The sequence below is a fragment of the Streptomyces sp. NPDC057638 genome, from assembly GCF_042800315.1.
Lineage (GTDB): Bacteria > Actinomycetota > Actinomycetes > Streptomycetales > Streptomycetaceae > Streptomyces.
The window spans coordinates 1-25,222 of record NZ_JBHVHF010000092.1; the positions used below are offsets into that span (position 1 = coordinate 1).

The window sequence follows — 25,222 nt, forward strand, 5'->3', positions numbered from 1 at the left end:
GCCCGGAGCGGGATGCTCCGGGCCGTCCGGCCTTGTCACGGGCGCCGATCGTGTCTCAGGAAGCTCGCGGCGGCGGGTTGTCCCCGTCGCTCTTGGGCGTGGTGCCGTCGTCCTTGGGTGTGCCGTCGTCCTTGTGCGCCAAGCGCTCCAGGGCCTCCTTGGCCTTCCCCGTACCGGTCTCGATCTTGTCGCTGTACTTGCCCTTGGTCTTGGAGTCCACCGCGTGCGCGGCCTTCTCCAGACCCTGCTCGATCTTGTCCCCGTGCTGCTGCGCGAGGTCGGAGACCTTCTCCTTCGCGGGGGCGAGCTTGGCCTTCAGTGTGTCCAGGAGGCCCATGGGGCACCTTTCCTCGTGCGGACTGCCAGGTACTGCGTACGGGACTACGCGCGGGCGCCCTCGCCGGTCTCGCTGTCGGCCGCCTCCCCGGCGGACTGCTGCCGGGGGATCTCCACGGCCTCGGCGACCGCGGCCGTGGCTTGGGGGCCCTCGGCCCGGCCGGTACCGGCGTCCCCGCCGACGGCGGACGCGCTCTTCGGCGCCTCCTCCTCGGTGGCGGCCCCGGTTCCGGGCTCCCCCGCCAGCGTAACCGCGCCTGATGACACCGGTGTCTCGGGCGCCCCGGCGGAGTCACCCGTGGCTTCCTTGGACCGACGAAAGAACCGAGCAAAAGATCCCATAGCGCCCATATTTACTCCATATCGTACTCGTGTGGGTGAAGTTCCGCGTCGCCCAGGGCGTGCGTCCGCTACCGCGCGGCCTCGACCGAGGGGCCCGCCGCACGCGACCTCGCAACAGGCAACGAAGCCCCGGCCCCTCCGTCACCTCGCTCGTTCGGGGGCACCTGGGCGGGTTTGGGAGACTGGGTGGGTGAGAAGTGCAGCTCCCGCGCCGCGGGTCATCGCCGTCGTCGGTCCCACCGCGGCCGGAAAGTCCGATCTCGGGGTCTTCCTCGCCCAGCGCCTGGGCGGTGAGGTCGTCAACGCCGACTCCATGCAGCTCTACCGGGGGATGGACATCGGCACCGCCAAACTGACGCCGGAGGAGCGCGGCGGGGTACCCCACCATCTGCTCGATGTCTGGGACGTCACCCAGACCGCCAGCGTGGCCGAGTACCAGCGACTCGCACGGGCGGAGATGGACCGGCTGCTCGCCGAGGGCCGCACCCCCGTCCTGGTCGGCGGTTCCGGGCTCTACGTCCGGGGCGCGGTCGACGCCCTGGAGTTCCCCGGCACCGACCCCGAGGTCCGCGCCCGCCTGGAGGAGGAGCTGGCGATACGCGGCCCCGGGGCCCTGCATGCCCGGCTCGCCGCCGCCGACCCCGAGGCCGCCCGGGCGATCCTCCCCGGCAACGGCCGCCGTGTCGTGCGCGCCCTGGAGGTGATCGAGATCACGGGGCGCCCCTTCACCGCCAACCTCCCTGGTCACGAGAGCGTCTACGACACCATCCAGATCGGGGTCGACGTGGCCCGCCCGGAGCTCGACGAACGCATCGCCCTGCGGGTCGACCGGATGTGGGACGCGGGGTTCGTCGAGGAGGTGCGCGCCCTGGAGGCGCACGGGCTGCGCGAGGGGCTCACGGCCTCCCGCGCCCTCGGCTACCAGCAGATCCTCCGCGCCCTCGCGGGTGAGTGCACCGAGCGGGAGGCGCGGGACGAGACCATCCGTGCCACCAAGCGCTTCGCGCGCCGCCAGGATTCCTGGTTCAGAAGGGATCCCCGGGTGCATTGGCTCAGTGGTGCCGTAGCCGACCGCGGGGAACTTCCGCGGCAGGCACTGGCGTTGATCGAACGAGCGGTTACAGCCTGATCACGTGATGGCATCGGGACGCCCCGCCCGTCAATGCGGCGCCCCGGGCCGTGCCATCATCGAGCATCGATCGACTGTGGAGTCCGAGTGGGGAGGGCGCGTGGCGATGGAGGCCGGCCCTCACGACACTGACCAGCAGAGCCGGGGTGCGGCGGGCGATCCGCCCCGGCTGAGTCCGGACGGCCCCGACGCCCCCGATACCCCTGAATCCCCCGGCGTCTTCGCCGGTGATCACGCGGTGCTGGCCGACGAGGTCGAGGTCGAACTGCGCCCGGCCCGTCGGCTGCGCATCTGGCAGCTCGCGCCCATCGTGTCGCTCGCGGCCGTCGGCTCCCTGATGTTCGGCTTCCCGCTCGCCTTCGGCAACGGCGGCGGGGGCGCCGTCGTCGCCATGCTCGGACTGCTGATCAGCTGCTGCGCGGCGGGCTGGGGCGTGATGGCGGCGCGCAAGGTCGGTCACGCCTGGCCCGGACTGCCCGCGCGCGGCTCCGGTGAGCGCCCCGACTGGCGGGTGCTCGCCCTGTACGTCGGTGTGGCCGCCGTCCTGGTCGCGCTGGCCGTCTGGCGCGTCGCGCGGCTGCGCTGACCGGCCGCCGAACCCATCCCTCCGGGCCCCGGGCCCAGCCGCTTGCTCCCCCCCCGCTCGTCGCGCACCCGTGCCGTCGGCGGCGTCAGGGACGAGGGCGGGCCCTCGTACGATGGAACACGTGACCACCGCACAGCCATCGACGCCCGCGCCGCTCGCCTTCCTCAAGGGACACGGCACCGAGAACGACTTCGTGATCGTTCCCGACCCCGGCAACGCCATCGAGCTGTCCCCCGCGACCGTCGCCCGGCTCTGCGACCGGCGGGCCGGACTCGGCGGGGACGGGCTGCTCCACGTCGTGCGGTCCGCGGCGCACCCCGAGGCGCGTGCCCTCGCGGACGAGGCCGAGTGGTTCATGGACTACCGCAACGCGGACGGCTCGGTCGCCGAGATGTGCGGCAACGGCGTGCGGGTCTTCGCCCGCTATCTCCAGCACGCGGGGCTCACCGGCACCGGGGAGCTGGCCGTCGCCACCCGGGGTGGCGTCAAGCGCGTCCATATCGCGGCGGCGGGGCCCGGCGGCGAGGACGGCGAGATCACCGTCCGTATGGGACGGGCGGCGCTCCCCGAGGAGAGCGTCACGGTTACCGTCGGCGGCCGCAGCTGGCCGACCCGCCATGTGAACATGGGCAACCCGCACGCGGTCGCCTTCGTCGAGGACCTCGACCACGCGGGCGATCTCCTCGCCCCGCCGCCCTACAGCCCGTCAGCCGTCTACCCGGACGGGGTCAACGTGGAGTTCGTGGTGGACCGGGGGGAGCGGCACGTGGCGATGCGCGTCCACGAACGCGGCTCCGGGGAGACGCGTTCCTGTGGCACGGGCGCGTGCGCCGTCGCCGTCGCGGCCGCCCGGCGTGACGGCCTGGACCCCGCGCTGACCGGAACCCCGGTCTCGTACACCGTGGATCTGCCCGGCGGCCGACTGGTCATCACCGAGCGCCCGGACGGGGAGATCGAGATGACCGGGGCGGCCGTCATCGTCGCGGAGGGTCACCTCGCGCCCGCGCTGTTCACACGCTCCGAAACCGTGACCGGATAGAGCCTCGCTCGAATGGGTGATCCGGTTCACGCTCGGCGAGAGGCGGACTGCTCCACGTGGTGGGCTCGATAGCATCAAGCACCGGCCCGGAGGGCATGCCCGCCCCTTCACACCCCGCCGGTCGACAGGTGTCCGGAGGTCCCCATGAGTGCAGAGGCCGTCAACCCTGGTGCCCACAGCCGTCGGCGGGGGCGCCCCAGGATCGACTTCCGCAGGCTGGGGCGGGCCGCGTTGCTCGGCCCGACCGGACGCGACCGGCTGCCCGACGCGATCGGCCATGTGGCCGAGGCGCATCGGGCGCACCACCCCGACGCCGATCTCGCCACGCTCCAGCGGGCCTATCTCCTCGCGGAGTCCTCGCACCGCGGGCAGTTCCGCAAGAGCGGTGAGCCCTACATCACGCATCCGCTCGCCGTCACCCTGATTCTGGCCGAACTCGGCGCCGAGACCACGACGCTGACGGCATCGCTCCTGCACGACACCGTCGAGGACACCGAGGTGACCCTCGATCAGGTCCACCGCGAGTTCGGCGACGAGGTCGCCTATCTCGTGGACGGTGTCACCAAGCTGGAGAAGGTCGACTACGGCGCCGCGGCCGAGCCGGAGACCTTCCGCAAGATGCTCGTCGCCACCGGTAACGACGTCCGGGTGATGTCCATCAAGCTCGCGGACCGGCTGCACAACATGCGGACGCTGGGCGTGATGCGGCCCGAGAAGCAGGCGAGGATCGCCCGCGTCACCCGCGATGTGCTCATCCCGCTCGCCGAGCGTCTGGGCGTGCAGGTGCTCAAGACCGAGCTGGAGGACCTGGTCTTCGCCATCCTCCACCCCGAGGAGTACGAGCGCACCCGCGCCCTGATCGCCGAGAACGCCGACGCGGGGGCCGCGCTCGACGCGATGGCGGAGCGTTTCCGCGCGGTCCTGCGGGAGGCGGGCATCGCCGCCGAAGTCCTCATAAGGCCGCGGCACTTCGTCTCCGTGCACCGCGTCAGCCTCAAACGCGGTGAGCTGCGCGGCACCGACTTCGGACGGCTGCTGGTCCTGGTCACCGAGGACGCCGACTGTTACGGGGTCCTCGGGGAGCTGCACACCTGTTTCACCCCGGTGGTCTCCGAGTTCAAGGACTTCATCGCCGCCCCCAAGTTCAACCTCTACCAGTCGCTGCACACCGCCGTCGCGGGTCCCGAGGGCGCCGTCGCCGAAGTCCTCATCCGCACGCACCAGATGCACCGGGTCGCCGAGGCCGGCGTCATCGCGCTCGGCAACCCCGACAACGCCACCGAGGGCGCCGCCCCCGTCGACGGGGAGCGCGGGGACGGCGAGCGCGCCGACCCGACCCGGCCCGGCTGGCTCTCCCGGCTGCTGGAGTGGCAGCAGGCGACGCCCGACTCCGAGGCGTTCTGGTCCTCCCTCCGCGCCGATCTCGCGCAGGACCGCGAGATCACCGTCTTCCCCGTCGGCGGGCGGCCGCTGGGGCTCCCCGCGGGCGCCAGCTGTGTCGACGCCGCGTACGCGCTGTACGGTGAACGGGCGCACGCGTCCCTCGGCGCCCGGGTCAATGGCCGTCTGGCGACGCTGGGGACCGTCCTGGGCGACGGGGATACGGTGCAACTGCTCCTCGCCCACGAGATCCATGAGGTCCGTGACACCCGCGAGGTCCGTGATGCTCATGAGACCCGTGATGCTGACGAGGCCCCCGCCCGGCCGGCGGGGTCCCGGGAGCGGCCCTCCCCGGCCCTCGCCCGTGACGGGGAGGGCGTCGCGGCCGCCCCACAGGACACGGTGTCCGGCCCGTCGCCCGACTGGCTGGAGCACGCCCGCACCCCCGCGGCCCGGATCGCGATCTCCACCTGGCTGACGGCGCATCCGGAGGCCGCCAGGACCCCGGCGGCCGCGCCGAGCAGACCGGCTCCCGTCGCCTCGGGCGATGAGGGCCCCGCCGTGGCGGAGGCCGTCGTGGACCTTCCCGGCGCCACCGCGCGGCTGGCGGGATGCTGTACGCCCGTACCGCACGACACGGTCGTCGGCTTCGCGGTACGCGGCGGGGTGGTCACCGTCCACCGCGAGGAGTGCTCGGCCGTCACCCGGATGCGGTCCCTGGAGCGCGAGCCCGTGGCGGTGCGCTGGGGCGAGGCGGCGGGCTGCCGCGTGACCCTGGTCGCCGAGTCCTTCGGCCGCCCCCGGTTGCTGGCCGACCTCACCGAGGTCATCGCCGTGGAGGGTGCGGCCATCGTCTCGGCGACCGTGGAGCCGCCCAGCGAACAGCGGGTGCGTCACACGTACACGCTCCGCCTGCCGGACGCGGCCCGGCTGCCCGCCCTGATGCGTGCCATGCGGAAGGTCGCCGGGGTGTACGACGTGAGCCGTGCCCAGCAACCGGCGGCCATGGGCTGACCTCGTTCGGGTGGCATGGCGCGCGTCACCGCACGGCGTGACGCGGCCCCTTGGTAGCGGTTGTGCATGCTGCCCACTCCCCGGCTCGTCTCCCGGGCCATCGCCCCACGGCGCCGCTCGCGTGCCGCGCTGCTCGCGCTCGCGTCGCTCACGCTGGTCGCCGCCGCGCTGCCGCCACCGGAGCCGACCGCGCTCGGCATCGGCGATCCGCTCTTCCCTCAGCTCGGCAACCCCGGCTATGACGTCATCGCCTACGACATCGGCCTGACCTACCAGGACAACGCCACCCCCCTGGCGGCCGTGACCAGGATCGACGCCCGGACCACCGAACGGCTGGAGCGGGTCAACCTCGACTTCACCCATGGCACGGTCGCCTCGGTCGAGGTGAACGGGCTGCCCGCCGAGTTCGCGTCGGCGGGTGAGGACCTCGTCGTAGAACCGCTGCTTCCGGTGGAGGCGGGCGCGCCGCTGAGGATCACCGTCGAGCACACCAGCGACCCGCGCGACTCCAAGGGCGCGGGCGGCTGGATCCGCACCGGTGACGGTCTCGCGATGGCCAACCAGGCGGACGCCGCCCACCGGGTCTTCCCCGGCAACGACCATCCGGCGGACAAGGCGTACTTCACCTTCCGTATCACCGCGCCGAACGCGCTCACCGCCGTCAGCAACGGTGTACGCGTCTCCAAGGAGACGCGTGGCGCGCGGACGACCTGGATCTACCAGACCCGCCATCCCATGGCGACCGAACTGGCCCAGGTCTCCATCGGGGCCTCGGCCGTCCCCACCCGGGAAGGGCCCGGCGGGCTGCCCGTCCGGGACGTGATCCCCGCCAAGGACCGCTCGGCACTGGAACCCTGGCTCGCCAAGACCCCCGGCCAGATCGCCTGGATGGAGGGAAAGGTCGGCACCTACCCGTTCGAGAACTACGGGGTGCTCATCGCCGACGCCGACACCGGGTACGAGCTGGAGACCCAGACCCTGTCGCTCTTCGAGCGGCGGCTCTTCGTGAACGACGCGTTCCCCGCGTGGTACATCGACTCGATCATGGTCCATGAGCTGGCCCACCAGTGGTTCGGTGACAGCGTCACCCCGCGCACCTGGTCCGACCTCTGGCTCAACGAGGGCCACGCCACCTGGTACGAGGCGCTGTACGCCGAGGAGAAGTCGGGCCACCGCGTGGAGCGGCGGATGCGCGAGGCGTACCGGCTCTCCGACCAGTGGCGCGCCAGCGGCGGCCCGCCCGCCGCCCCCCGGCCACCGTCCCCGGGCCAGAAGATCAGCCTGTTCCGGCCGGTCGTCTACGACGGCAGCGCGCTGGTCCTCTACGCGCTGCGGCACACCATCGGCCAGGACGCCTTCGACCGCCTGGAACGGGCCTGGGTGCGGGAGCACCGGGACGCCACGGCGGGCACCGCCGACTTCGTGGCCCTGGCGTCGCGGACCGCCGGGCGCGATCTCACGGCGTTCTTCCGGGCGTGGCTGTACGGGGAGCGCACCCCGCCCATGCCGGGGCACCCCGACTGGACGAGCACGGCCCCGGCCCGCTCGGCCCACTCGACCGGGGACGCCCCGGCCACCCGGCCCGCTCCCGCGCCCACCGGTACCGACCCGCTCCCGGGCTCCGCTCCCGCCGGGCACCCACCGCACTGAGCCCGCCGGGCCGCATGGGCCCCGGGCCCGGCGTGCGGACGGGAAACCCGGGTGACGGCCCCGACGGCCCCATGGGACCATCAGGGGGTCGACGGCGCCGCCGGACCGGACGGCCGAGGTCCTCGTGATACACGACGGTCCGCCGACCGGCGCCCACGACGCCCGTCCGGCGCGGGCGGCCCCTCGGGACCGACCGCAATCGGCCACCAGCGTGGGAATCGGACTCCCGTACGGGAATCATCCGAACCCATCACGCGTTGTGACTGACGAAGACGTATCGGCCCCGTCCGGTGCGCACCCACCACTCTCCATCGACGTAAGGATCCAATGACCTCCTCTTCATCCCCTTCCCAGGACGAGCAGAGCTTCGCGACGACGCGTACCGAGAGCCTTCGGGCCGATGCCCTGATGGAAGAGGACGTCGCCTGGAGCCACGAGGTCGACGGAGCGCGGGACGGCGATCAGCTCGACCGCTCGGACCGGGCCGCCCTGCGGCGCGTGGCGGGGCTGTCGACCGAGCTCGAAGACGTCACCGAGGTCGAGTACCGCCAGCTCCGACTGGAGCGCGTGGTCCTCGTCGGCGTATGGACCTCGGGGACCGCGCAGGACGCGGAGAACTCCCTGGCGGAGCTGGCGGCGCTGGCCGAGACGGCGGGCGCGCATGTGCTCGACGGCGTCATCCAGCGCCGTGACAAGCCGGACCCGGCCACCTACATCGGCTCCGGCAAGGCGCAGGAGCTGCGGGACATCGTCCTGGACTCCGGTGCCGACACCGTTGTCTGCGATGGTGAGCTCAGCCCCGGTCAGCTGATCCACCTGGAGGATGTCGTCAAGGTGAAGGTGGTCGACCGTACCGCCCTGATCCTCGACATCTTCGCCCAGCACGCCAAGTCCCGTGAGGGTAAGGCTCAGGTCGCGCTCGCCCAGATGCAGTACATGCTGCCCCGGCTGCGTGGCTGGGGCCAGTCGCTCTCCCGGCAGATGGGTGGCGGCGGCGGTGGCGGCATGGCCACCCGAGGCCCCGGTGAGACCAAGATCGAGACGGACCGGCGCCGGATCCGCGAGAAGATGGCGAAGATGCGCCGGGAGATCGCGGAGATGAAGACGGGCCGCGAGGTCAAGCGCCAGGAGCGCCGCCGTTACCAGGTGCCCTCCGTCGCCATCGCCGGGTACACCAACGCCGGTAAGTCCTCGCTGCTCAACCGTCTCACGGGCGCCGGAGTCCTGGTGGAGAACGCCCTGTTCGCCACCCTGGACCCCACCGTCCGCAGGGCGGAGACCCCGAGCGGCCGGGTCTACACCCTGGCCGACACCGTCGGGTTCGTCCGGCATCTGCCGCACCACCTCGTCGAGGCGTTCCGCTCCACGATGGAGGAGGTCGGTGACGCCGATCTGATCCTCCACGTGGTGGACGGCTCGCATCCGGCGCCGGAGGAGCAGCTCGCCGCCGTGCGTGAGGTGATCCGTGACGTCGGCGCGGTGAACGTGCCGGAGATCGTGATCATCAACAAGGCGGACGCGGCCGATCCGCTGGTGCTCCAGCGGCTGCTGCGCATTGAGCGGCACGCCATGGCCGTGTCGGCGCGCACCGGCGAGGGCATCGACGAACTCCTCGCGCTCATCGACAGCGAGCTGCCGAGGCCCGCCGTCGAGATCGAGGCGCTCGTGCCCTACACCGAGGGCGGTCTGGTCTCCCGGGTACATGCCCAGGGCGAGATCCTCTCGGAGGAGCACACCACGGACGGCACGCTGATCAAGGCGCGAGTGCATGAGGAACTGGCGGCGGCGCTGGCGCCCTATGTGCCGGTCGCTGGCTGACCGCGTTCCGCGCTCCCTGACAGCCGGCCGCTGACCGTGTGTGCTGAGGCCGCCTGTCACCACGGTCGCCGACCACCCGGGCGCCCGTCGTTCCCGGTTCCCCGCTGACGCGGGGTGCCGAGGGGCGGCGGGCGCCCGCCGCGTTCGGTGCCCCTCCGAGCGGGGTGGAGCCTCCGCCGGGAGGCGGCGGGGGACGGGCGTCGCCGGGAGCGACTGGTGCTCTGAACGGCGGGCCCGGCGCCCTGCCATCGCGGACGTACCTGGCGCCCTGCCACCGTGGACGTATCCGGCGCGCGGCCCCCTGGACGTAGCCCGCGCCCGGCCACCCTGGACGTATCCGGTGCCTCAGTCGCGCGGAAGTCCCTCGCTCGCGTCTGTGTAGACCTCCCGGGCCTCGGCGTCGAGGCGGGGTCCGGCCAGCCAGCCCGCCGAGGCGGGACCGATGGAGGTGTTGGAGATCAGGGCGGGCGCGCCGTCCCGGCCCCGGCCCACCCAGCCGCCGCCGGAGGCCCCTCCGGTCATGGTGCAGCCGATCCGGTACATGGTCGGGTCGTCCTCGTCCACCGAGAGCCGCCCGGGGCGGCCGGAGCACTGGAACATCCGCTCGCCGTCGTAGGGCGCCGAGGCCGGATACCCGGTCGCGGTCAGCGCGCCGACCCCGGACATGCCCGGGGCGTCGAACTCCACCGGCAGCGCCGAGCCGACCGTCTCCTCCAGCGACCGGCCGCCGGCCCCCTTCGCGGGGGCCACCCGGATGACCGCGTAGTCGAAGGGCGCCCCCGCGCCCCCGGTCCGCGCGCCCTCGCCGATCCACCGGGGCGAGGTCTGTGCCCAGTCGGCCCACCAGACCCCCAGCGGGGCGACCTCCTCCTGGGCCGCGTCCTGGTGGGAGTCCGCGCGATCGTTGTAGGAGGGGACGAAGGCGATGTTCCGGTACCAGCCGCCCTCCTTGCCCTTGTGGACACAGTGGCCCGCCGTCCAGACCAGATTGGACCGGCCGGGGCGGGCCGGGTCCCGCACCACTGTCCCCGAGCAGACCATCGGTCCGTTCGGCCCGTCGAAGAAGACCTTTCCGGCCTCGGGGGCGCTGGCGCGGTAGGGCGGCCGCACCGCCCGCGCGGGGATCCGGGCGGGCGCCGGATCGGTGACCCCTTTCTCCCCGGGTGCGGCGCGCTCCAGCCCGGGTACGGGGGCGGCCTCGGCCTCACGCATCCGCTCCGGGTTCCACAACCCCTCGATGATGGGGTTGATGAAGTCCCGGGCCTCGCGCAGCCACTTCTCCTTGTCCCAGGTCTTCCACTCGCCGTCGCGCCACTCGTCGAGGTCGATTCCGTGTTCCTTGAGGCGCTTCTTGACCTCCTCCAGGACGGAGGGCCGTTCCTGACCGGAGCCGCTGGACGACGCGGAGGCGGTGGGGGGTGCTGTGTTGTCGCCGGGTGCTTCGCAGCCGGTCGTGGCCAGGGCGAGGGCGGCGGCGAGGCACGCCGTCCTCCGTATCGCGCGCTTGGGTCGCATGTGGTGATCCCTCTGAGACGTCCGTGTTGCCGCGCCCCGGGCCGGAACGGCCGTACCGCCCGGCCGGAACCGCGACGACATCGTTGAACCGTGAACTCCTCGAACCGCCGCGAACCCTACAGGCGTCGCGCTCGCCGCACAGCGCCGCCTCCGCCCCGTCGAGAACGCCGTCTCTGATTCCGTATCCGGTTCCGGTCATGCCTCCTCATGTCCACCGGTCGCGCCTCACGGCTCGCATATGCGGATCCCCTGTGAAGGATCTTCGATCCGCCCGTGCTTCCCGGCGCGTCGCGTCGTTGGTACGTACGGAGATACGGGGGAGCACAGCGAGCACGCACGCGGTGGACCGGCCGACGCGCGACGCCCTGTGACAGCGCACCCGACAGAGCCGACCGACCCGATACATCGCGGTATCAACAGACATACACCGCCTTACCGCCGGAGGACCGACAGCCGTGGCCGTGACCGAACCTGCTTCCGCGCCGTCGGCCGTGCCCGAGGAGGCACAGCGGGGGATCCTGCGGCGGCAGTCGCTCCGCGAGTCCGCCGCCCGCACCTACGCGCGGTCGCTTCCGATCGTTCCCGTACGGGCGCGGGGGATCACCATCGAGGGCGCGGACGGGCGCCGCTACCTCGACTGTCTCTCCGGCGCCGGCACGCTGGCGCTCGGTCACAACCACCCCGTGGTGCTCGAAGCCGTCCGGAAGGTGATCGACTCCGGGGCCCCGCTCCACGTCCTGGACCTCGCCACCCCCGTCAAGGACGCGTTCACCACGGAGCTGTTCGCCACGCTGCCCCAGGAGTTCGCCGACGACGCGCGGATCCAGTTCTGCGGCCCCGCCGGGACCGACGCGGTGGAGGCGGCGCTCAAGCTGGTGCGCACCGCCACCGGCCGCCAGGGGCTCCTCGCCTTCACCGGCGCCTACCACGGGATGACCGCCGGAGCGCTCGGCGCCTCCGGGGGCGCCACCGATGTGCGGGTGACCCGGCTGCCCTTCCCCCAGGACTACCGCTGCCCCTTCGGCGTCGGCGGCGACCGGGGCGCCGAACTGGGCGCCCGCTGGACCGAGGCCCTGCTCGACGACCCCAAGGGCGGGGTGCCCACCCCGGCCGGGATGATCCTCGAACCGGTCCAGGGTGAGGGCGGGGTGATCCCGGCGCCGGACGCCTGGATGCGGCGGATGCGGAGGATCACCGAGGAACGCGGTATCCCGCTCGTCGTGGACGAGGTACAGACCGGCGTCGGCCGGACCGGTACCTTCTGGGCGGTGGAACGCAGCGGTGTGCGGCCCGATGTGATGGTGCTCTCCAAGGCGATCGGCGGTTCCCTGCCGCTCGCCGTCGTCGTCTACCGGTCCGCGCTCGACGTCTGGCAGCCCGGCGCCCACGCGGGGACCTTCCGGGGCAACCAGCTCGCCATGGCGGCGGGCGCGGCGACACTGGCCTTCGTCCGGGAGAACCGGCTCGCCGACCATGCCGCGACACTGGGCGCCCGGATGCTGGGGCGGCTCCAGGGTCTGGCCGCCGCGCACCCCAGCATCGGCGATGTCCGCGGCCGGGGCCTGATGATCGGCGTCGAGTTGGTCGATCCGGCGGACAGCACCCCGGACGCACTCGTTCCGCCGCCTGCCCCGGCGCTGGCCGCGGCCGTACAGCGGGCCTGTCTGGACCGGGGGCTCATCGTCGAACTCGGCGGCCGTCACTCCGCCGTCGTCCGTCTCCTGCCGCCACTCACCCTCACCGACGACCAGGCCGAGGCCGTCCTCGACCGTTTCGCGGACGCGCTGGCCGCGGCCGAGGGCGCGGCCGTCCAGGGATCCCCCTGACGGGCGGAACCGCCGTCACCCCCGACCGGACGAATCCGAGGAGCCCGCCATGCACCCCATCGCGAATCCGTCGCCCACCCCATGCGTACCGTCCCGCGCCGAGCCGGGCCCCACGGCACCGGCCGGGGGGGAGCCGCCGCTGGCGGCCACCGCCGCCGGGCCCCCGCCGCCCGGCGGAGCGCCGGTGCCCGGCCGCCCGCCCGGCGCGAGCACCACGGGAACCGTTCCGACCGTGCCCCGCCAGCACCCCTGGAGCCCCACCGAGCAGGCACAGCCCCCGGCGGAGCCCCTCGACCACCCCGACCCCCGGCGCGCCGCCGACACGGCCGCCGTCGAGAGCCTGCTGCGCTGCTGGGTACGGGAGCACGGCGTCACCGACCCCGCCGGGCCCACCCTGCGCCTGCCCCTCCCCGCCAGTGGCACCGCGCTCCTGGTGCCCGTGCGCTACTGGTCCCCGACCGGGTGGCATCGCTTCGGCCCGCCCGTGCTCGCGGACGCGCCCGAGGACGCCGTCCCCGCCGACGCCGTGACCGTCGCCGCGCTGCTCGGACGCGAGGGTGGCCAGGGCGACGGCGGCGATCTGGTGGGACGGGTCGCCGACTCCGTACGGCATACCGCCCGGTTCATCGCCGCGCGGCGGGCGAGGCCCGCGCCCGCCGCCGGGGCGGACCTCTTCCTCACCGCCGAGCAGTCACTGCTCCTCGGTCATCCGCTGCACCCCACGCCCAAGAGCCGGGAGGGGCTCTCCGAGAGCGAGGCGCGCCTCTACTCGCCCGAGCTGCACGGCTCCTTCCCGCTGCACTGGATGGCCGTGGACCGCTCCGTCCTCGCCACCGACTCCGCCTGGACCGAACAGGGCCGGGTGCTGCCGGCCGACCGGATCACCGCACGGCTGCTCGGCGAACTGCCGCTGCCCGAGCGCGCCGTCGCCCTGCCGGTGCACCCCTGGCAGGCGCGGGAGCTGCGGCACCGCGCCGATGTGACAGCCCTGCTGGCGGCCGGGCTGCTCCATGACCTCGGTCCGCACGGTGTGCCCTGGCACCCCACCTCCTCGATCAGGACCGTGCACCGGCCCGGCGTACCGGCGATGCTCAAGCTCTCCCTCGGCGTCAGGATCACCAACTCGCGCCGGGAGAACCTCCGCAAGGAACTGCACCGGGGCGTCGAGGTGCACCGGCTGCTGCGCACCGGGCTCGCCGAGCGCTGGCGGGCGGCCCATCCCGGGTTCGACATCGTGCGCGATCCGGCCTGGCTCGCGGTCGACACCAGCGCCGTCGACCTCGCCGGGGGCGGGGCCGTGCCCGGACTCGATGTGATGATCCGGCACAATCCCTTCGGTCCCCAGGACGACGCGGTCTGTGTCGCCGCGCTCACCTCACCCCGGCCCTGGCCGGGTCAGTCCGCCAGCCATTCCCGGCTCGCCCGGATCGTGGCCCATCTGGTGCGGCGGACCGGACGGCCCTGCGCCGCCGTCGCCGCCGAGTGGTTCCTGCGCTACCTCGATCACGTGGTGCGGCCCGTGCTCTGGCTGGACGCCATGGCCGGGGTCGCGCTGGAGGCCCACCAGCAGAACACCATCGTGCTGCTGGACTCCGACGGCTGGCCCGCCGGCGGACGCTACCGCGACAATCAGGGGTACTACTTCCGCGAGTCCCGCCGCGCCGAACTGGACCAGCGCCTTCCGGGCATCGGCGCGCTCAGTGACACCTTCGTCTCGGACGACGTCACCGACGAGCGGTTCGCGTACTACCTCGCCATCAACAACATCTTCGGTCTCATCGGCGCCTTCGGATCCCAGCGCCTCGCCGACGAGCGTGTCCTGCTGGCCGCCCTGCGGCAGTTCCTCACCACCGTCACGGGCCTTGGCTCCCCGCTGCCCGGACAGCTGCTGGCCACCCCCACCCTGCGGGTCAAGGCCAATCTGCTCACCCGGATGCGGGGGCTCGATGAACTCGTCGGGCCGGTCGACACCCAGTCGGTGTACGTGACGATCGCCAATCCGCTGCACGTCTGAGGCGGGCCAGGTCGCCCCTGTACACCCGTACGCGTGCTCTCCCGGCACGCACGCGCGCGGCGCGGCAGGACCGCGGCCGTGTGCGCGACGGGACTCCCTCCGGCCTCCGACCCCCAGAGAAGAGCGCGCCCCTGTGCCTCCCGCCGACGCGAGCACCGGCCGTGGAATCGAGCGCCGGGGTGTACATGACATCCCGGTCGCTGGGGATCCTCTCGACGGTGTGCGTGGTTGGCGCGCCGCTGTGACAGCGATGGGGGTGTTCCGCCTGGTGCCAGTGCGGTTGCAGAGAGATCTGAGGCTGATCGGGGCGTGGATGAACGATCCCGTCGTGGCCGCCTCCTGGGACCTGGCCGGTCCTGTCGAACGGACCGCCGCCCATCTGCGGACCCAGCTCGACGGGGACGGTCGGAGCCTGCCCTGTCTCGGGGCGCTCGACGGCACTCCCGTGGGCTACTTCGAGATCTACCGCGCCGACCTCGATGCCCTGGCCGCCCACTACCCCGCCCGACCGCATGACACCGGGATCCATCTCCTCCTCGGCGACGCCGCGCACCGCGGCCGTGGTCTTGGCTCCCTGCTGATCAGGGCCGTCGCCGACCTCATCCTCGATATGCGCCCCCGCTGCGCGCGGGTCGTCGCCGAACCGGACCTCCGTAACACGCCCTCCCTCGCCGCCTTCCTGAGCGGAGGGTTCCGCCTGAGCGCCGAACTCGACCTTCCCGAGAAGCGCGCGGCCCTGATGGTCCGTGACCGCGCGCTGCGGGACGTGCTCTGAACCACTCGCGACACCACGATGTGCCCATCCCACCAAGGAGCCCTTGTGCCGAATTCCCCCGTCCCCCCCGGCCCCGACGAGCTGCGGACGCCCGTTCTGTGCGCACCGCCGGGACTCACCGCGGAGACCTGGGAGCGGGCGTCGACGCGACTCCTCGCCAAGCTGGTGGGGGAGTTCGCGTACGAAGGACTGGTCGAGCCGGTCCTCGCGCCCGCCGCCGACACCGAGCCCTCCGCCGAGTCCCCTGCCGAACCCGAGTCCTCCGCCGAGCCCGAGCGGCGCACCGATTCCTCCGCCGGGCCGCGGCGGCACATCCTCCGCGTCGACGACGGGTTCACCCTCTCCTTCGCGGCCCGGCGTGGGGCGTACGGCAGCTGGCGGGTACTCCCCGCCACCATCGAGCACGACGGACGCCCCTACCGTGACCCTCTGGACTTCCTCGTCCGCGCCCGCACCCTGCTCGGACTCGACGGCGCCACCCTCGGCCATCTGCTGCGGGAACTGACGGTCACCCTCGCCTCCGACACCGGGCTGGACGCCGACGCCCTCACCGCCGCCGAACTCGCCGACCTGAGCTACGCGGACATCGAGGGCCACCAGACCGGACATCCCTGGCTGGTGATGAACAAGGGGCGTATGGGATTCTCCGCCCGGGACACCGCCACCTGGGCGCCCGAGGCCCGCAGACCCGTCGCCCTGCCCTGGATCGCGGTGCGCTCGGGGACCGCCGTCTACCGGGGCGTTCCCGGCCTCGCCACCGCGGACGCCCTGTACGCCCGTGAGCTGGGCGGAGCGGTCCGCGACACCTTCGCCGCCGTACTGCGCTCCCGGGGGCTCGACCCCGCCGCCTATCTCTACCTCCCCATCCACCCCTGGCAGTGGGACGAGATCGTGCTGCCCCTCTTCGCCCCCGCCGTGGCGCGCGGCGACATCGTGCCACTGCCCAGCGACGGTGACCGGCGACTGCCACAGCAGTCGGTACGGACCTTCATGAACCTGGACCGGCCCGAGCGCCACACCCTGAAACTGCCGCTCTCCATCCTCAACACCCTCGTCTGGCGGGGACTGCCCACCGAGCGGACGGTCGCCGCCCCCGCCGTGACGGGCTGGGTGCAGGGGCTGCGGGACGGTGATCCGTTTCTGCGGGACGAGTGCCGGGTGATCCTGCTGGGCGAGGTGGCCTCGGTCACCGTCGCGCATCCCCTGTACGACGCGCTGCCGGAGGTGCCCTACCAGTACCGGGAACTGCTCGGTGCGATCTGGCGCGAGCCACTGGAGCCCCGGCTCGCGCCCGGGGAGCGCGCCCGGACGCTGGCCGCGCTGCTGCACACCGACCGCGACGGCCGGGCGTTCACGGCCGAGCTGGTCGCCCGCTCCGGACTGACGCCGACGGTCTGGCTCCGCCATCTCCTCGCCGCGCTGCTCCCGCCACTGCTGCACTTCCTCTACCGCTACGGCACGGTCTTCTCGCCCCACGGGGAGAATGCGATCGTCGTCTATGACGAACAGGACGTGCCCGTACGGCTCGCGATCAAGGACTTCGTCGACGACATCAACATCAGCGCGCACCCCCTGCCCGAGCAGCTCTCCATGCCCGACGAGGTCCGCGCGGTCCTGCTGGTCGAGGAGCCCGCCTTCCTCACCCAGTTCATCCACTCGGGACTCTTTATCGGCGTCTTCCGTTTCCTGGCTCCGCTGTACGAGGAGTGGCTTGAGGTCCCCGAACTCGAATTCTGGTCACTCGTGCGCGCCGAAATCCTCCGCTACCACGCGCGCTTCCCAGAACTGAAGGAACGGTACGAGACGTTCGACCTGCTCACACCGGAGATCGAGCGGCTCTGTCTCAACCGCAACCGGCTCCATCTCGACGGGTACCGGGACCGCTCCGACCGGCCGCACGCGGCGGTGTACGGGACGGTGGTGAACCCGCTCGCGTGAGCCGGGGGCGCACGGGCGGCCGAGGGCTCGGCGCGCGGCCCGAGGAGGGGCGCCGACGCGCTGGGCGGTCCGGCACCGGAGGGGGCGTGGGTGGACCTGGCGTGATCGGCACCCGCTGTCACCGCCGGGCCGTAGGCTGGACGGCCTATGACGAAGCCATCCCTCCCCGCACTCCTCCACGCCGCCGTGTCCGCCGTCGGTGGTGTGGAAAGGCCCGGTCAGCTGGCCATGGCCGAAGCCGTCGCCGAAGCCGTCGACGACGGGTCGCATCTCCTCGTCCAGGCCGGGACCGGCACCGGAAAGTCGCTCGGCTATCTGGTGCCGTCCGTGGCGCACGGGGAGCGGGTGGTGATCGCGACGGCCACGCTGGCCCTCCAGCGCCAGCTGGTCGAGCGTGATCTGCCGCGCACGGTGGAGGCGCTCCATCCGCTGCTGCGCCGCCGCCCCGAGTTCGCGATGCTCAAGGGCCGCTCCAACTATCTCTGCCTCCACCGCCTCCACGAGGGCGTGCCGCAGGACGAGGAGGAGGGGCTCTTCGACCCGTTCGAGGCCGCCGCCCCCAGCAGCAAGCTGGGCCAGGACCTGCTGCGGATGCGGGACTGGGCCGACGAGACGGAGACCGGCGACCGCGACTCGCTGACCCCGGGCGTCTCCGACCGGGCCTGGGCCCAGGTCTCGGTCTCCTCCCGGGAGTGTCTGGGCGCCAGCAAATGCGCGTATGGGATGGAGTGCTTCGCGGAGGCGGCCCGTGAGCGGGCCAAGCTCGCGGATGTCGTCGTCACCAACCACGCGCTCCTGGCCATCGACGCCATCGAGGGCGCCCCGGTGCTGCCGTCCCATGAGGTCCTGGTGATCGACGAGGCCCATGAGCTGGTCTCCCGGGTCACCGGCGCCGCCACCGGAGAACTCACACCAGGGCAGGTCAACCGGGCCGTGCGGCGCGCGGCCAAACTGGTCAACGAGAAGGCGGCGGACGCCCTCCAGACGGCGGCGGAGAGCTTTGAGCGGGTGATGGAGCTGGCCCTGCCCGGCCGTCTGGAGGAGATCCCCGAGGACCTCGGTCATGCCCTGGTGACCCTGCGGGACGCGGCGCGCACGGTGATCTCGGCGATCGGCGCCACCCGTGACTCCTCGGTCGCGGACGAGGACGCGGTCCGCAAGCAGGCCCTCGCCTCGGTGGAGAACGTCCATGAGGTGGCCGAGCGGATCACCCTGGGCTCCGAGTACGACGTGGTCTGGTTCGAGCGCCACGACCGGTTCGGCGCCTCCCTGCGGGTCGCCCCCATGACCGTCTCGGGGCTGCTGCGGGAGAAGCTCTTCGCCGACCGCTCGGTGGTCCTGACCTCGGCGACCCTCAAGCTCGGCGGTGACTTCAACGGAGTGGGTGCCTCCCTCGGGCTCTCCCCGGAGGGAGTGGAGGGTGAGGACGCGCCGCCGTGGAAGGGCCTCGACGTCGGCTCGCCCTTCGACTATCCCAAGCAGGGGATCCTCTATGTGGCCCGCCATCTGTCGACGCCCGGCCGGGAGGGGTCCCGGGCCGACATGATGGACGAACTGGCGGAGCTGGTGGAGGCCGCCGGTGGGCGCACGCTCGGCCTCTTCTCCTCGATGCGCGCCGCACAGGCCGCCGCCGAGGAACTCCGCGGGCGGCTGGACCGGCCGATCCTGCTACAGGGCGAGGAGACGCTCGGCGAGCTGATCAAGACGTTCGCGGCCGACCCGGGAACCTGTCTCTTCGGGACCCTCTCGCTCTGGCAGGGGGTCGATGTCCCCGGCCCGAGCTGCCAGCTTGTGGTGATGGACCGCATTCCCTTCCCCCGCCCCGACGACCCGCTGATGAGCGCCCGCCAGAAGGCGGTGGAGGAGGCCGGTGGAAACGGCTTCATGGCGGTCGCCGCCACCCATGCGGCGCTGCTGATGGCGCAGGGCGCCGGGCGTCTGGTCCGGGCGACCGGTGACCGGGGCGTCGTCGCGATCCTTGACCCCCGTATCGCCACCGCGCGGTACGGCGGATTCCTCCGCTCCTCCCTGCCCGACTTCTGGTACACCACCGACCGCAATCAGGCCCGTCGCTCCCTGGCCGCGATCGACGCCGCCGCGAAGGCGGACGGCGCGTGAGACGGCACTGACCGGTGACGGCACTGACCGGCGTTGAGGGGCGCTTCGACACGGGCCGGTGTTCTTCGCTACGGGCCGGTGTTGAGGGGTGCTTCGACACCGGCCGGTGCCGGGGGTCGCGTCGACCTTGAGGGGCGCGTGCGGCATGACAGGACCCCGGGACCGGCGCAGTGGGTCCCGGGGCCTGGTCGGAGGCGGGGCGACATCACACCCGCCGCAGCACCGCCACCACCTTGCCCAGGATGGTCGCGTCATCACCGGGGATGGGCTGGTAGGCGGCGTTGTGCGGAAGCAGCCACACATGGCCGTTCTCCCGCTTGAAGCGCTTGACCGTGGCCTCGCCCTCCAGCATGGCGGCCACGATGTCGCCATTCTCGGCGACGGGCTGACGACGGACGGTCACCCAGTCGCCGTCACAGATCGCGGCCTCGATCATCGAGTCGCCCACGACCTTGAGAACGAACAGCTCACCGTCGCCGACGAGCTGCCGGGGCAGTGGGAAGACGTCCTCGACGGACTCCTCGGCGAGGATCGGGCCACCGGCCGCGATCCGGCCGACCAGGGGGACATAGGAGGCGGCGGGCTTGCCCGTGGTGTCCGTGGGCTGGGCGCTGGGCTGGTCGGAGCCGCGTACCTCATAGGCCCGGGGCCGATGGGGGTCGCGCCGCAGGAAGCCCTTGCGCTCCAGGGCCATGAGCTGGTGGGCGACGGACGAGGTGCTGGACAGGCCGACCGCCTGGCCGATCTCCCGCATCGACGGTGGGTAGCCGCGACGCTGCACGGAGTCCCGGATGACCTCGATGACCCGTCGCTGCCGGTCGGTGAGTCCGGAGCTGTCCGCCCGGATGCCCGGGGGCCGACCAGGCATCGAGCGCGCCGTCCGCGAGGGCTCCGTGGCATCGGGGTTCGTGGCTGCGTCGTTCATGGCGTGTAGCGGCTCGAATCGGCTCGGGGAGCGGTCCTGGGCAGTGATGGTGGCACTGTCAGCGGTGGTGGTCACGTCGGCCCCTCTCGAATGGTCTCCCTAGCTGGACAACGGTAGTTGGTTTCGAAAGGTTGCGCCAAACACACGTTCGAGTGAAAAATTGCAAATCGCCTTACGCGCGCATGTGTTTGGGTGTATGTGCGAATGACTGCCCGGAGGGGTAATCGTGCGGCCGATTGCACGGCCCGCGCGGTAATTACCCGCCATTACCGTAACCCGCGCGCTCACCGCCGGGGCTGCCGGGGATGCCGCCGGGCCGGGAGGCCGGGGGGACCGGGGGCTGGTAATCCGCGGATCCGTGGATCCGCACCCAGTCTCGCATCACCGGTACGCGAATGCGCGCACCGGGTCCGGCGTCCGGGGGTGCCAGGTTTTTCCCGTACGCTCGTGCGGGACGACCGGTGGCCGCTGGATGGCGGCCGAGGGGTGGCGTGAGGCTTCCCGTGCCCCTTTCAGGTTTCAGGGTTTCCATGTTCCGGGCGCTTTCCTGGTGCCCGGGGAGTTGCGCGACACCTGGGTCCCGCCCTGTGCCCGGCGGCTCTGGGATCTGTGGGTTCCGTGGGTCTGTTGGTTCTGTGGTTCTGTGGTTCTTTGGGGTGACCCGGGTCTGCCGGTGAGCCCTCGGTTCTTTCCGGGGGTGAGGTCGGGCGGTGAGTCCGCACGCTCGCGGCGTGAGGTTCGCGCTCACTCTCCGTGAGCGCTCGGCCCGGGTGGTGGTCGTGGCGCCCAAGCCCTCGCCCGGCTCGGTACAGTCGGTCGCGCTCCCGCGGGCGGCGGGTGGCGGTCTGGCCCGTTCGGGTGGGCCGGATCCCGGGGCGCGGCCTTCCGAAGCCGGGGTGTCACCGCCCGTACGCCCTGGGCGACAGCGGTCTGTCGCGCGACACGCGTGTGTACCCAAAGTGCGATCAAACCCCAGATGTAGTGGTTGGATTGTGGGCACTGCCCACAAGTTGTGGTCCCCGGTCCTTGGCTGTCCGAGGCATCGCCTATGCTTGGGGCTGCTTCGGAGGGCTCGGAAGGTTTCGGACCGGATCGTCGAGGCTATTCAGTCGTGCCATGAGGGAGGGTTGGGAACCATGCACTGCCCCTTCTGCAGGCACCCCGACAGCCGGGTCGTCGACAGTCGCACCACCGACGACGGGACGTCGATCAGGCGCCGGCGGCAGTGCCCCGACTGTTCCCGCCGTTTCACGACGGTGGAGACCGCGTCGCTGATGGTGATCAAGCGCAGCGGTGTGACCGAGCCCTTCAGCCGTACCAAGGTCATCTCTGGTGTGCGCAAGGCATGCCAGGGGCGGCCGGTCACCGAGGACGCCCTCGCCAAGCTCGGCCAGCGGGTCGAGGAGGCGGTGCGCGCCACCGGGAGTGCCGAGCTGACCACCCACGATGTGGGTCTGGCCATACTCGGCCCCCTGCAGGAGCTCGACCTCGTCGCCTACCTGCGCTTCGCGTCCGTGTACCGGGCGTTCGACTCACTTGAGGACTTCGAGGCCGCCATCGCGGAACTGCGCGAGCAACGACCCCCGGTGCGGGGTGCCGGTTGCTGCGCCGAGCATCTGGCGGTCCCCGGACCCGCCACCGCGGCCGACTAGCGGCGCGGCCACGGACGGTCCGCGGCGAACCGGTGCGTCCGGTCGCCCGGTCGTCCGGTCGTCCGGACCACCGAGGTCGGTGGGCGCCGCCCGGCGGAGCGGGTGGCAGCAAGAGCCGTTCCGGGTGCAGTGGGGCGCTCGGAACAACAGACACAGACTGTGCCCCGGGAAGATCTGGGCACTTCAGGGCGTTTTTGCCCGTATATGGGAGGCGGCATGACAGAGACGACGAGCGGCCCGGCACGAGGGTCCCGCGCCAAGGGAACCAAGGCCAGCAAGGGGCTGCGCATCGAGCGTGTCCACACCACCCCCGGCGTGCACCCGTACGACGAGGTGGTCTGGGAGCGCCGTGACGTCGTCATGACCAATTGGCGCGACGGCTCGGTCAACTTCGAGCAGCGTGGCGTCGAGTTCCCCGACTTCTGGTCGGTGAACGCGGTCAACATCGTCACCAGCAAGTACTTCCGCGGGGCCGTGGGCACGCCCCAGCGTGAGACCGGCCTCAAGCAGCTGATCGACCGGATCGTGAAGACGTACCGGGCGGCCGGCGAGGAGTACAAGTACTTCGCCTCGCCCGCCGACGCCGAGATCTTCGAGCACGAGCTGGCGTACGCCCTCCTTCACCAGATCTTCAGCTTCAACTCGCCGGTGTGGTTCAACGTCGGCACGCCCCAGCCGCAGCAGGTCTCCGCCTGCTTCATCCTGTCCGTCGACGACTCCATGGAGTCGATCCTCGACTGGTACAAGGAAGAGGGCATGATCTTCAAGGGCGGTTCGGGCGCCGGTCTGAACCTCTCCCGGATCCGTTCCTCCAAGGAACTCCTCTCCTCCGGCGGCAACGCCTCCGGCCCGGTCTCCTTTATGCGGGGCGCCGACGCCTCCGCCGGAACCATCAAGTCCGGCGGTGCCACCCGGCGTGCCGCCAAGATGGTGATCCTCGATGTCGACCACCCCGACATCGAGAGCTTCATCGAGACCAAGGTGAAGGAGGAGGAGAAGATCCGTGCCCTGCGGGACGCGGGCTTCGACATGGACCTGGGCGGGGACGACATCACCTCCGTCCAGTACCAGAACGCCAACAACTCCGTCCGGGTCAACGACGAGTTCATGCGGGCGGTCGAGACGGGCTCCCGCTTCGGGCTGCGCGCCCGGATGACCGGCGAGGTCATCGAGGAGGTCGACGCCAAGGGGCTCTTCCGCAAGATGGCCGAGGCCGCGTGGGCCTGCGCCGATCCCGGCATCCAGTACGACGACACCATCAACCGCTGGCACACCTGCCCCGAGTCGGGCCGGATCAACGGCTCGAACCCGTGCAGCGAGTACATGCACCTGGACAACACGTCCTGCAACCTCGCCTCGCTGAACCTGATGAAGTTCCTCAAGGACGACGGCGAGGGCAGCCAGTCCTTCGACGTCGAGCGCTTCACCAAGGTCGTGGAGCTGGTCATCACGGCGATGGACATCTCCATCTGCTTCGCCGACTTCCCGACCCAGAAGATCGGCGAGAACACCCGCGCCTTCCGCCAGCTCGGCATCGGGTACGCCAACCTCGGCGCCCTGCTGATGGCCACCGGCCACGCCTACGACAGCGACGGTGGCCGCGCCCTGGCCGGTGCCATCACCTCGCTGATGACCAGCGCCTCCTACCGGCGCTCGGCCGAGCTGGCCGGTGTCGTCGGCGCGTACGACGGCTACGCCCGTAACGCCGAGCCGCACCAGCGCGTCATGAAGCAGCACGCCGACGCCAACGCCACCGCCCCGCGCATGGACGACCTGGACACCCCGATCTGGGCCGCCGCCACGGAGGCCTGGCAGGACGTGATCCGCCTGGGTGAGAGGAACGGCTTCCGTAACGCCCAGGCCTCGGTGATCGCCCCGACCGGCACCATCGGTCTGGCCATGTCCTGTGACACCACCGGACTGGAGCCCGACCTCGCCCTGGTCAAGTTCAAGAAGCTGGTCGGCGGCGGCTCGATGCAGATCGTCAACGGCACCGTGCCCCAGGCGCTGCGCCGTCTCGGCTACCAGGCCGAGCAGATCGAGGCGATCGTCGCCCACATCGCCGAGCACGGCAACGTGATCGACGCGCCCGCTCTGAAGACCGAGCACTACGAGGTCTTCGACTGCGCCATGGGTGAGCGTTCCATCTCCGCGATGGGCCACGTCCGGATGATGGCCGCGATCCAGCCCTGGATCTCCGGCGCGCTCTCCAAGACGGTCAACATGCCGGAGTCGGCGACCGTCGAGGAGGTCGAGGAGATCTACTTCGAGGCCTGGAAGATGGGCGTCAAGGCGCTCGCGATCTACCGCGACAACTGCAAGGTCGGCCAGCCCCTCTCCGCGAAGACCAAGGAGAAGGAGAAGGCGGAGATCACCGAGAAGGCCGAGGAGACCATCCGGTCCGCGGTCGAGAAGGTCGTCGAGTACCGCCCCGTCCGCAAGCGCCTCCCGAAGGGCCGCCCGGGCATCACCACCTCCTTCACCGTCGGTGGCGCCGAAGGCTATATGACCGCCAACTCCTACCCGGACGACGGTCTCGGCGAGGTCTTCCTCAAGATGTCCAAGCAGGGCTCGACGCTCGCGGGCATGATGGACGCCTTCTCCATCGCCGTCTCGGTCGGCCTCCAGTACGGTGTGCCGCTGGAGACGTACGTCTCGAAGTTCACCAACATGCGCTTCGAGCCGGCCGGCATGACGGACGACCCGGACGTACGGATGGCGCAGTCGATCGTCGACTACATCTTCCGCCGCCTGGCGCTGGACTTCCTGCCGTTCGAGACCCGCTCGGCGCTCGGCATCCACTCGGCCGAGGAGCGTCAGCGCCACCTGGAGACCGGCTCGTACGAGCCCGCCGACGACGAGGTCGATGTCGAGGGCCTGGCCCAGTCCGCCCCGCGCCAGCAGGAGCAGCCCGCGCTGGCCGTGGCTCCGGCCGCCCCGGCCCCGGCGGCGCCCCAGCAGGTCCACACCTCGGCCGAGCTGGTCGAGATGCAGCTCGGCATCAGCGCGGACGCGCCGCTGTGCTTCTCCTGCGGTACGAAGATGCAGCGGGCGGGCTCCTGCTACATCTGCGAGGGCTGCGGATCCACCAGCGGGTGCAGCTGATCCCTGGCTCTCCCCGGCTGATGCCCGGGAAGCTCGGGATGTGAGTTCCTGAGGAAAGGG

17 protein-coding genes are annotated in these 25,222 nt (G+C 71.8%); 13 read left to right on the forward strand and 4 right to left on the reverse strand.

The features are described from left to right. Positions 1–55 precede the first annotated feature (55 nt). Together ACFVIM_RS15350 and ACFVIM_RS15355 are read right to left on the reverse strand one after the other, a co-directional pair. Positions 56–337: an antitoxin gene (locus ACFVIM_RS15350; protein ID WP_384301296.1), complete on the reverse strand. Its 282-nt coding sequence runs from the start codon at positions 335–337 to the stop codon at positions 56–58. 44 nt (positions 338–381) lie between these two features. Next, positions 382–678 (reverse strand): hypothetical protein, encoded by a 297-nt coding sequence (locus ACFVIM_RS15355; protein WP_384301298.1) that lies wholly within the window; start codon positions 676–678, stop codon positions 382–384. Positions 679–868: 190 nt separating this feature from the next. Here ACFVIM_RS15355 and miaA point away from each other — a divergent pair, with 190 nt between their 5' ends. The 6 genes from miaA to hflX all read left to right on the forward strand — a co-directional run bounded on the left by miaA (position 869) and on the right by hflX (position 9,294). Then, complete coding sequence (miaA, locus tag ACFVIM_RS15360) at positions 869–1,807, forward strand: tRNA (adenosine(37)-N6)-dimethylallyltransferase MiaA (RefSeq protein WP_384301300.1); 939 nt, start codon at positions 869–871, stop codon at positions 1,805–1,807. Between the two features lie 106 nt (positions 1,808–1,913). Further along, a complete protein-coding gene (locus tag ACFVIM_RS15365; protein WP_384301328.1) occupies positions 1,914–2,393 on the forward strand; it encodes a hypothetical protein in 480 nt (159 codons plus the stop codon). A 112-nt stretch (positions 2,394–2,505) separates the two neighbouring features. Next, the gene (dapF, locus tag ACFVIM_RS15370) at positions 2,506–3,432 is read left to right on the forward strand and encodes a diaminopimelate epimerase (RefSeq protein WP_384301302.1); all 927 of its coding nucleotides are present in this window, start codon (positions 2,506–2,508) and stop codon (positions 3,430–3,432) included. A 144-nt stretch (positions 3,433–3,576) separates the two neighbouring features. Next, positions 3,577–5,826: a RelA/SpoT family protein gene (locus tag ACFVIM_RS15375; protein ID WP_384301304.1), complete on the forward strand. Its 2,250-nt coding sequence runs from the start codon at positions 3,577–3,579 to the stop codon at positions 5,824–5,826. Between the two features lie 66 nt (positions 5,827–5,892). Next, positions 5,893–7,476, forward strand: a complete 1,584-nt coding sequence (locus ACFVIM_RS15380; RefSeq protein ID WP_384301306.1) for a M1 family metallopeptidase — start codon at positions 5,893–5,895, stop codon at positions 7,474–7,476. A 327-nt stretch (positions 7,477–7,803) separates the two neighbouring features. After that, positions 7,804–9,294: a GTPase HflX gene (hflX, locus tag ACFVIM_RS15385; RefSeq protein WP_384301308.1), complete on the forward strand. Its 1,491-nt coding sequence runs from the start codon at positions 7,804–7,806 to the stop codon at positions 9,292–9,294. A 345-nt stretch (positions 9,295–9,639) separates the two neighbouring features. On the opposite strand, the gene ACFVIM_RS15390 is transcribed toward hflX, so the two are convergent. Then, positions 9,640–10,809, reverse strand: a complete 1,170-nt coding sequence (locus tag ACFVIM_RS15390; RefSeq protein WP_384301310.1) for a trypsin-like serine peptidase — start codon at positions 10,807–10,809, stop codon at positions 9,640–9,642. A gap of 455 nt (positions 10,810–11,264) precedes the next feature. Between ACFVIM_RS15390 and ACFVIM_RS15395 the strand changes: the two genes are divergently transcribed. The 5 genes from ACFVIM_RS15395 to ACFVIM_RS15415 all read left to right on the forward strand — a co-directional run bounded on the left by ACFVIM_RS15395 (position 11,265) and on the right by ACFVIM_RS15415 (position 19,480). Continuing rightward, positions 11,265–12,635 (forward strand): diaminobutyrate--2-oxoglutarate transaminase family protein, encoded by a 1,371-nt coding sequence (locus ACFVIM_RS15395; RefSeq protein ID WP_384301312.1) that lies wholly within the window; start codon positions 11,265–11,267, stop codon positions 12,633–12,635. Positions 12,636–12,684: 49 nt separating this feature from the next. Next, positions 12,685–14,649, forward strand: a complete 1,965-nt coding sequence (locus ACFVIM_RS15400) for an IucA/IucC family protein (RefSeq protein WP_384301314.1) — start codon at positions 12,685–12,687, stop codon at positions 14,647–14,649. A gap of 133 nt (positions 14,650–14,782) precedes the next feature. After that, positions 14,783–15,424: a GNAT family N-acetyltransferase gene (locus ACFVIM_RS15405; protein ID WP_384301316.1), complete on the forward strand. Its 642-nt coding sequence runs from the start codon at positions 14,783–14,785 to the stop codon at positions 15,422–15,424. 18 nt (positions 15,425–15,442) lie between these two features. Beyond that, positions 15,443–17,362: an IucA/IucC family protein gene (locus tag ACFVIM_RS15410; RefSeq protein WP_384301318.1), complete on the forward strand. Its 1,920-nt coding sequence runs from the start codon at positions 15,443–15,445 to the stop codon at positions 17,360–17,362. A gap of 147 nt (positions 17,363–17,509) precedes the next feature. Continuing rightward, positions 17,510–19,480, forward strand: a complete 1,971-nt coding sequence (locus ACFVIM_RS15415) for an ATP-dependent DNA helicase (protein ID WP_384301320.1) — start codon at positions 17,510–17,512, stop codon at positions 19,478–19,480. A gap of 205 nt (positions 19,481–19,685) precedes the next feature. Here the strand turns inward: ACFVIM_RS15415 and lexA are convergent, their stop codons facing one another. Next, a complete protein-coding gene (gene lexA / locus ACFVIM_RS15420) occupies positions 19,686–20,480 on the reverse strand; it encodes a transcriptional repressor LexA (RefSeq protein WP_384301322.1) in 795 nt (264 codons plus the stop codon). Positions 20,481–21,541: 1,061 nt separating this feature from the next. On the opposite strand from lexA, the gene nrdR reads away from it, so the two are divergent. Further along, entirely contained in the window at positions 21,542–22,057 is a 516-nt protein-coding gene (gene nrdR, locus ACFVIM_RS15425) for a transcriptional regulator NrdR (RefSeq protein ID WP_384301324.1), read from the forward strand. A gap of 216 nt (positions 22,058–22,273) precedes the next feature. Then, entirely contained in the window at positions 22,274–25,162 is a 2,889-nt protein-coding gene (locus ACFVIM_RS15430; RefSeq protein ID WP_384301326.1) for a vitamin B12-dependent ribonucleotide reductase, read from the forward strand. Positions 25,163–25,222 lie beyond the last annotated feature (60 nt).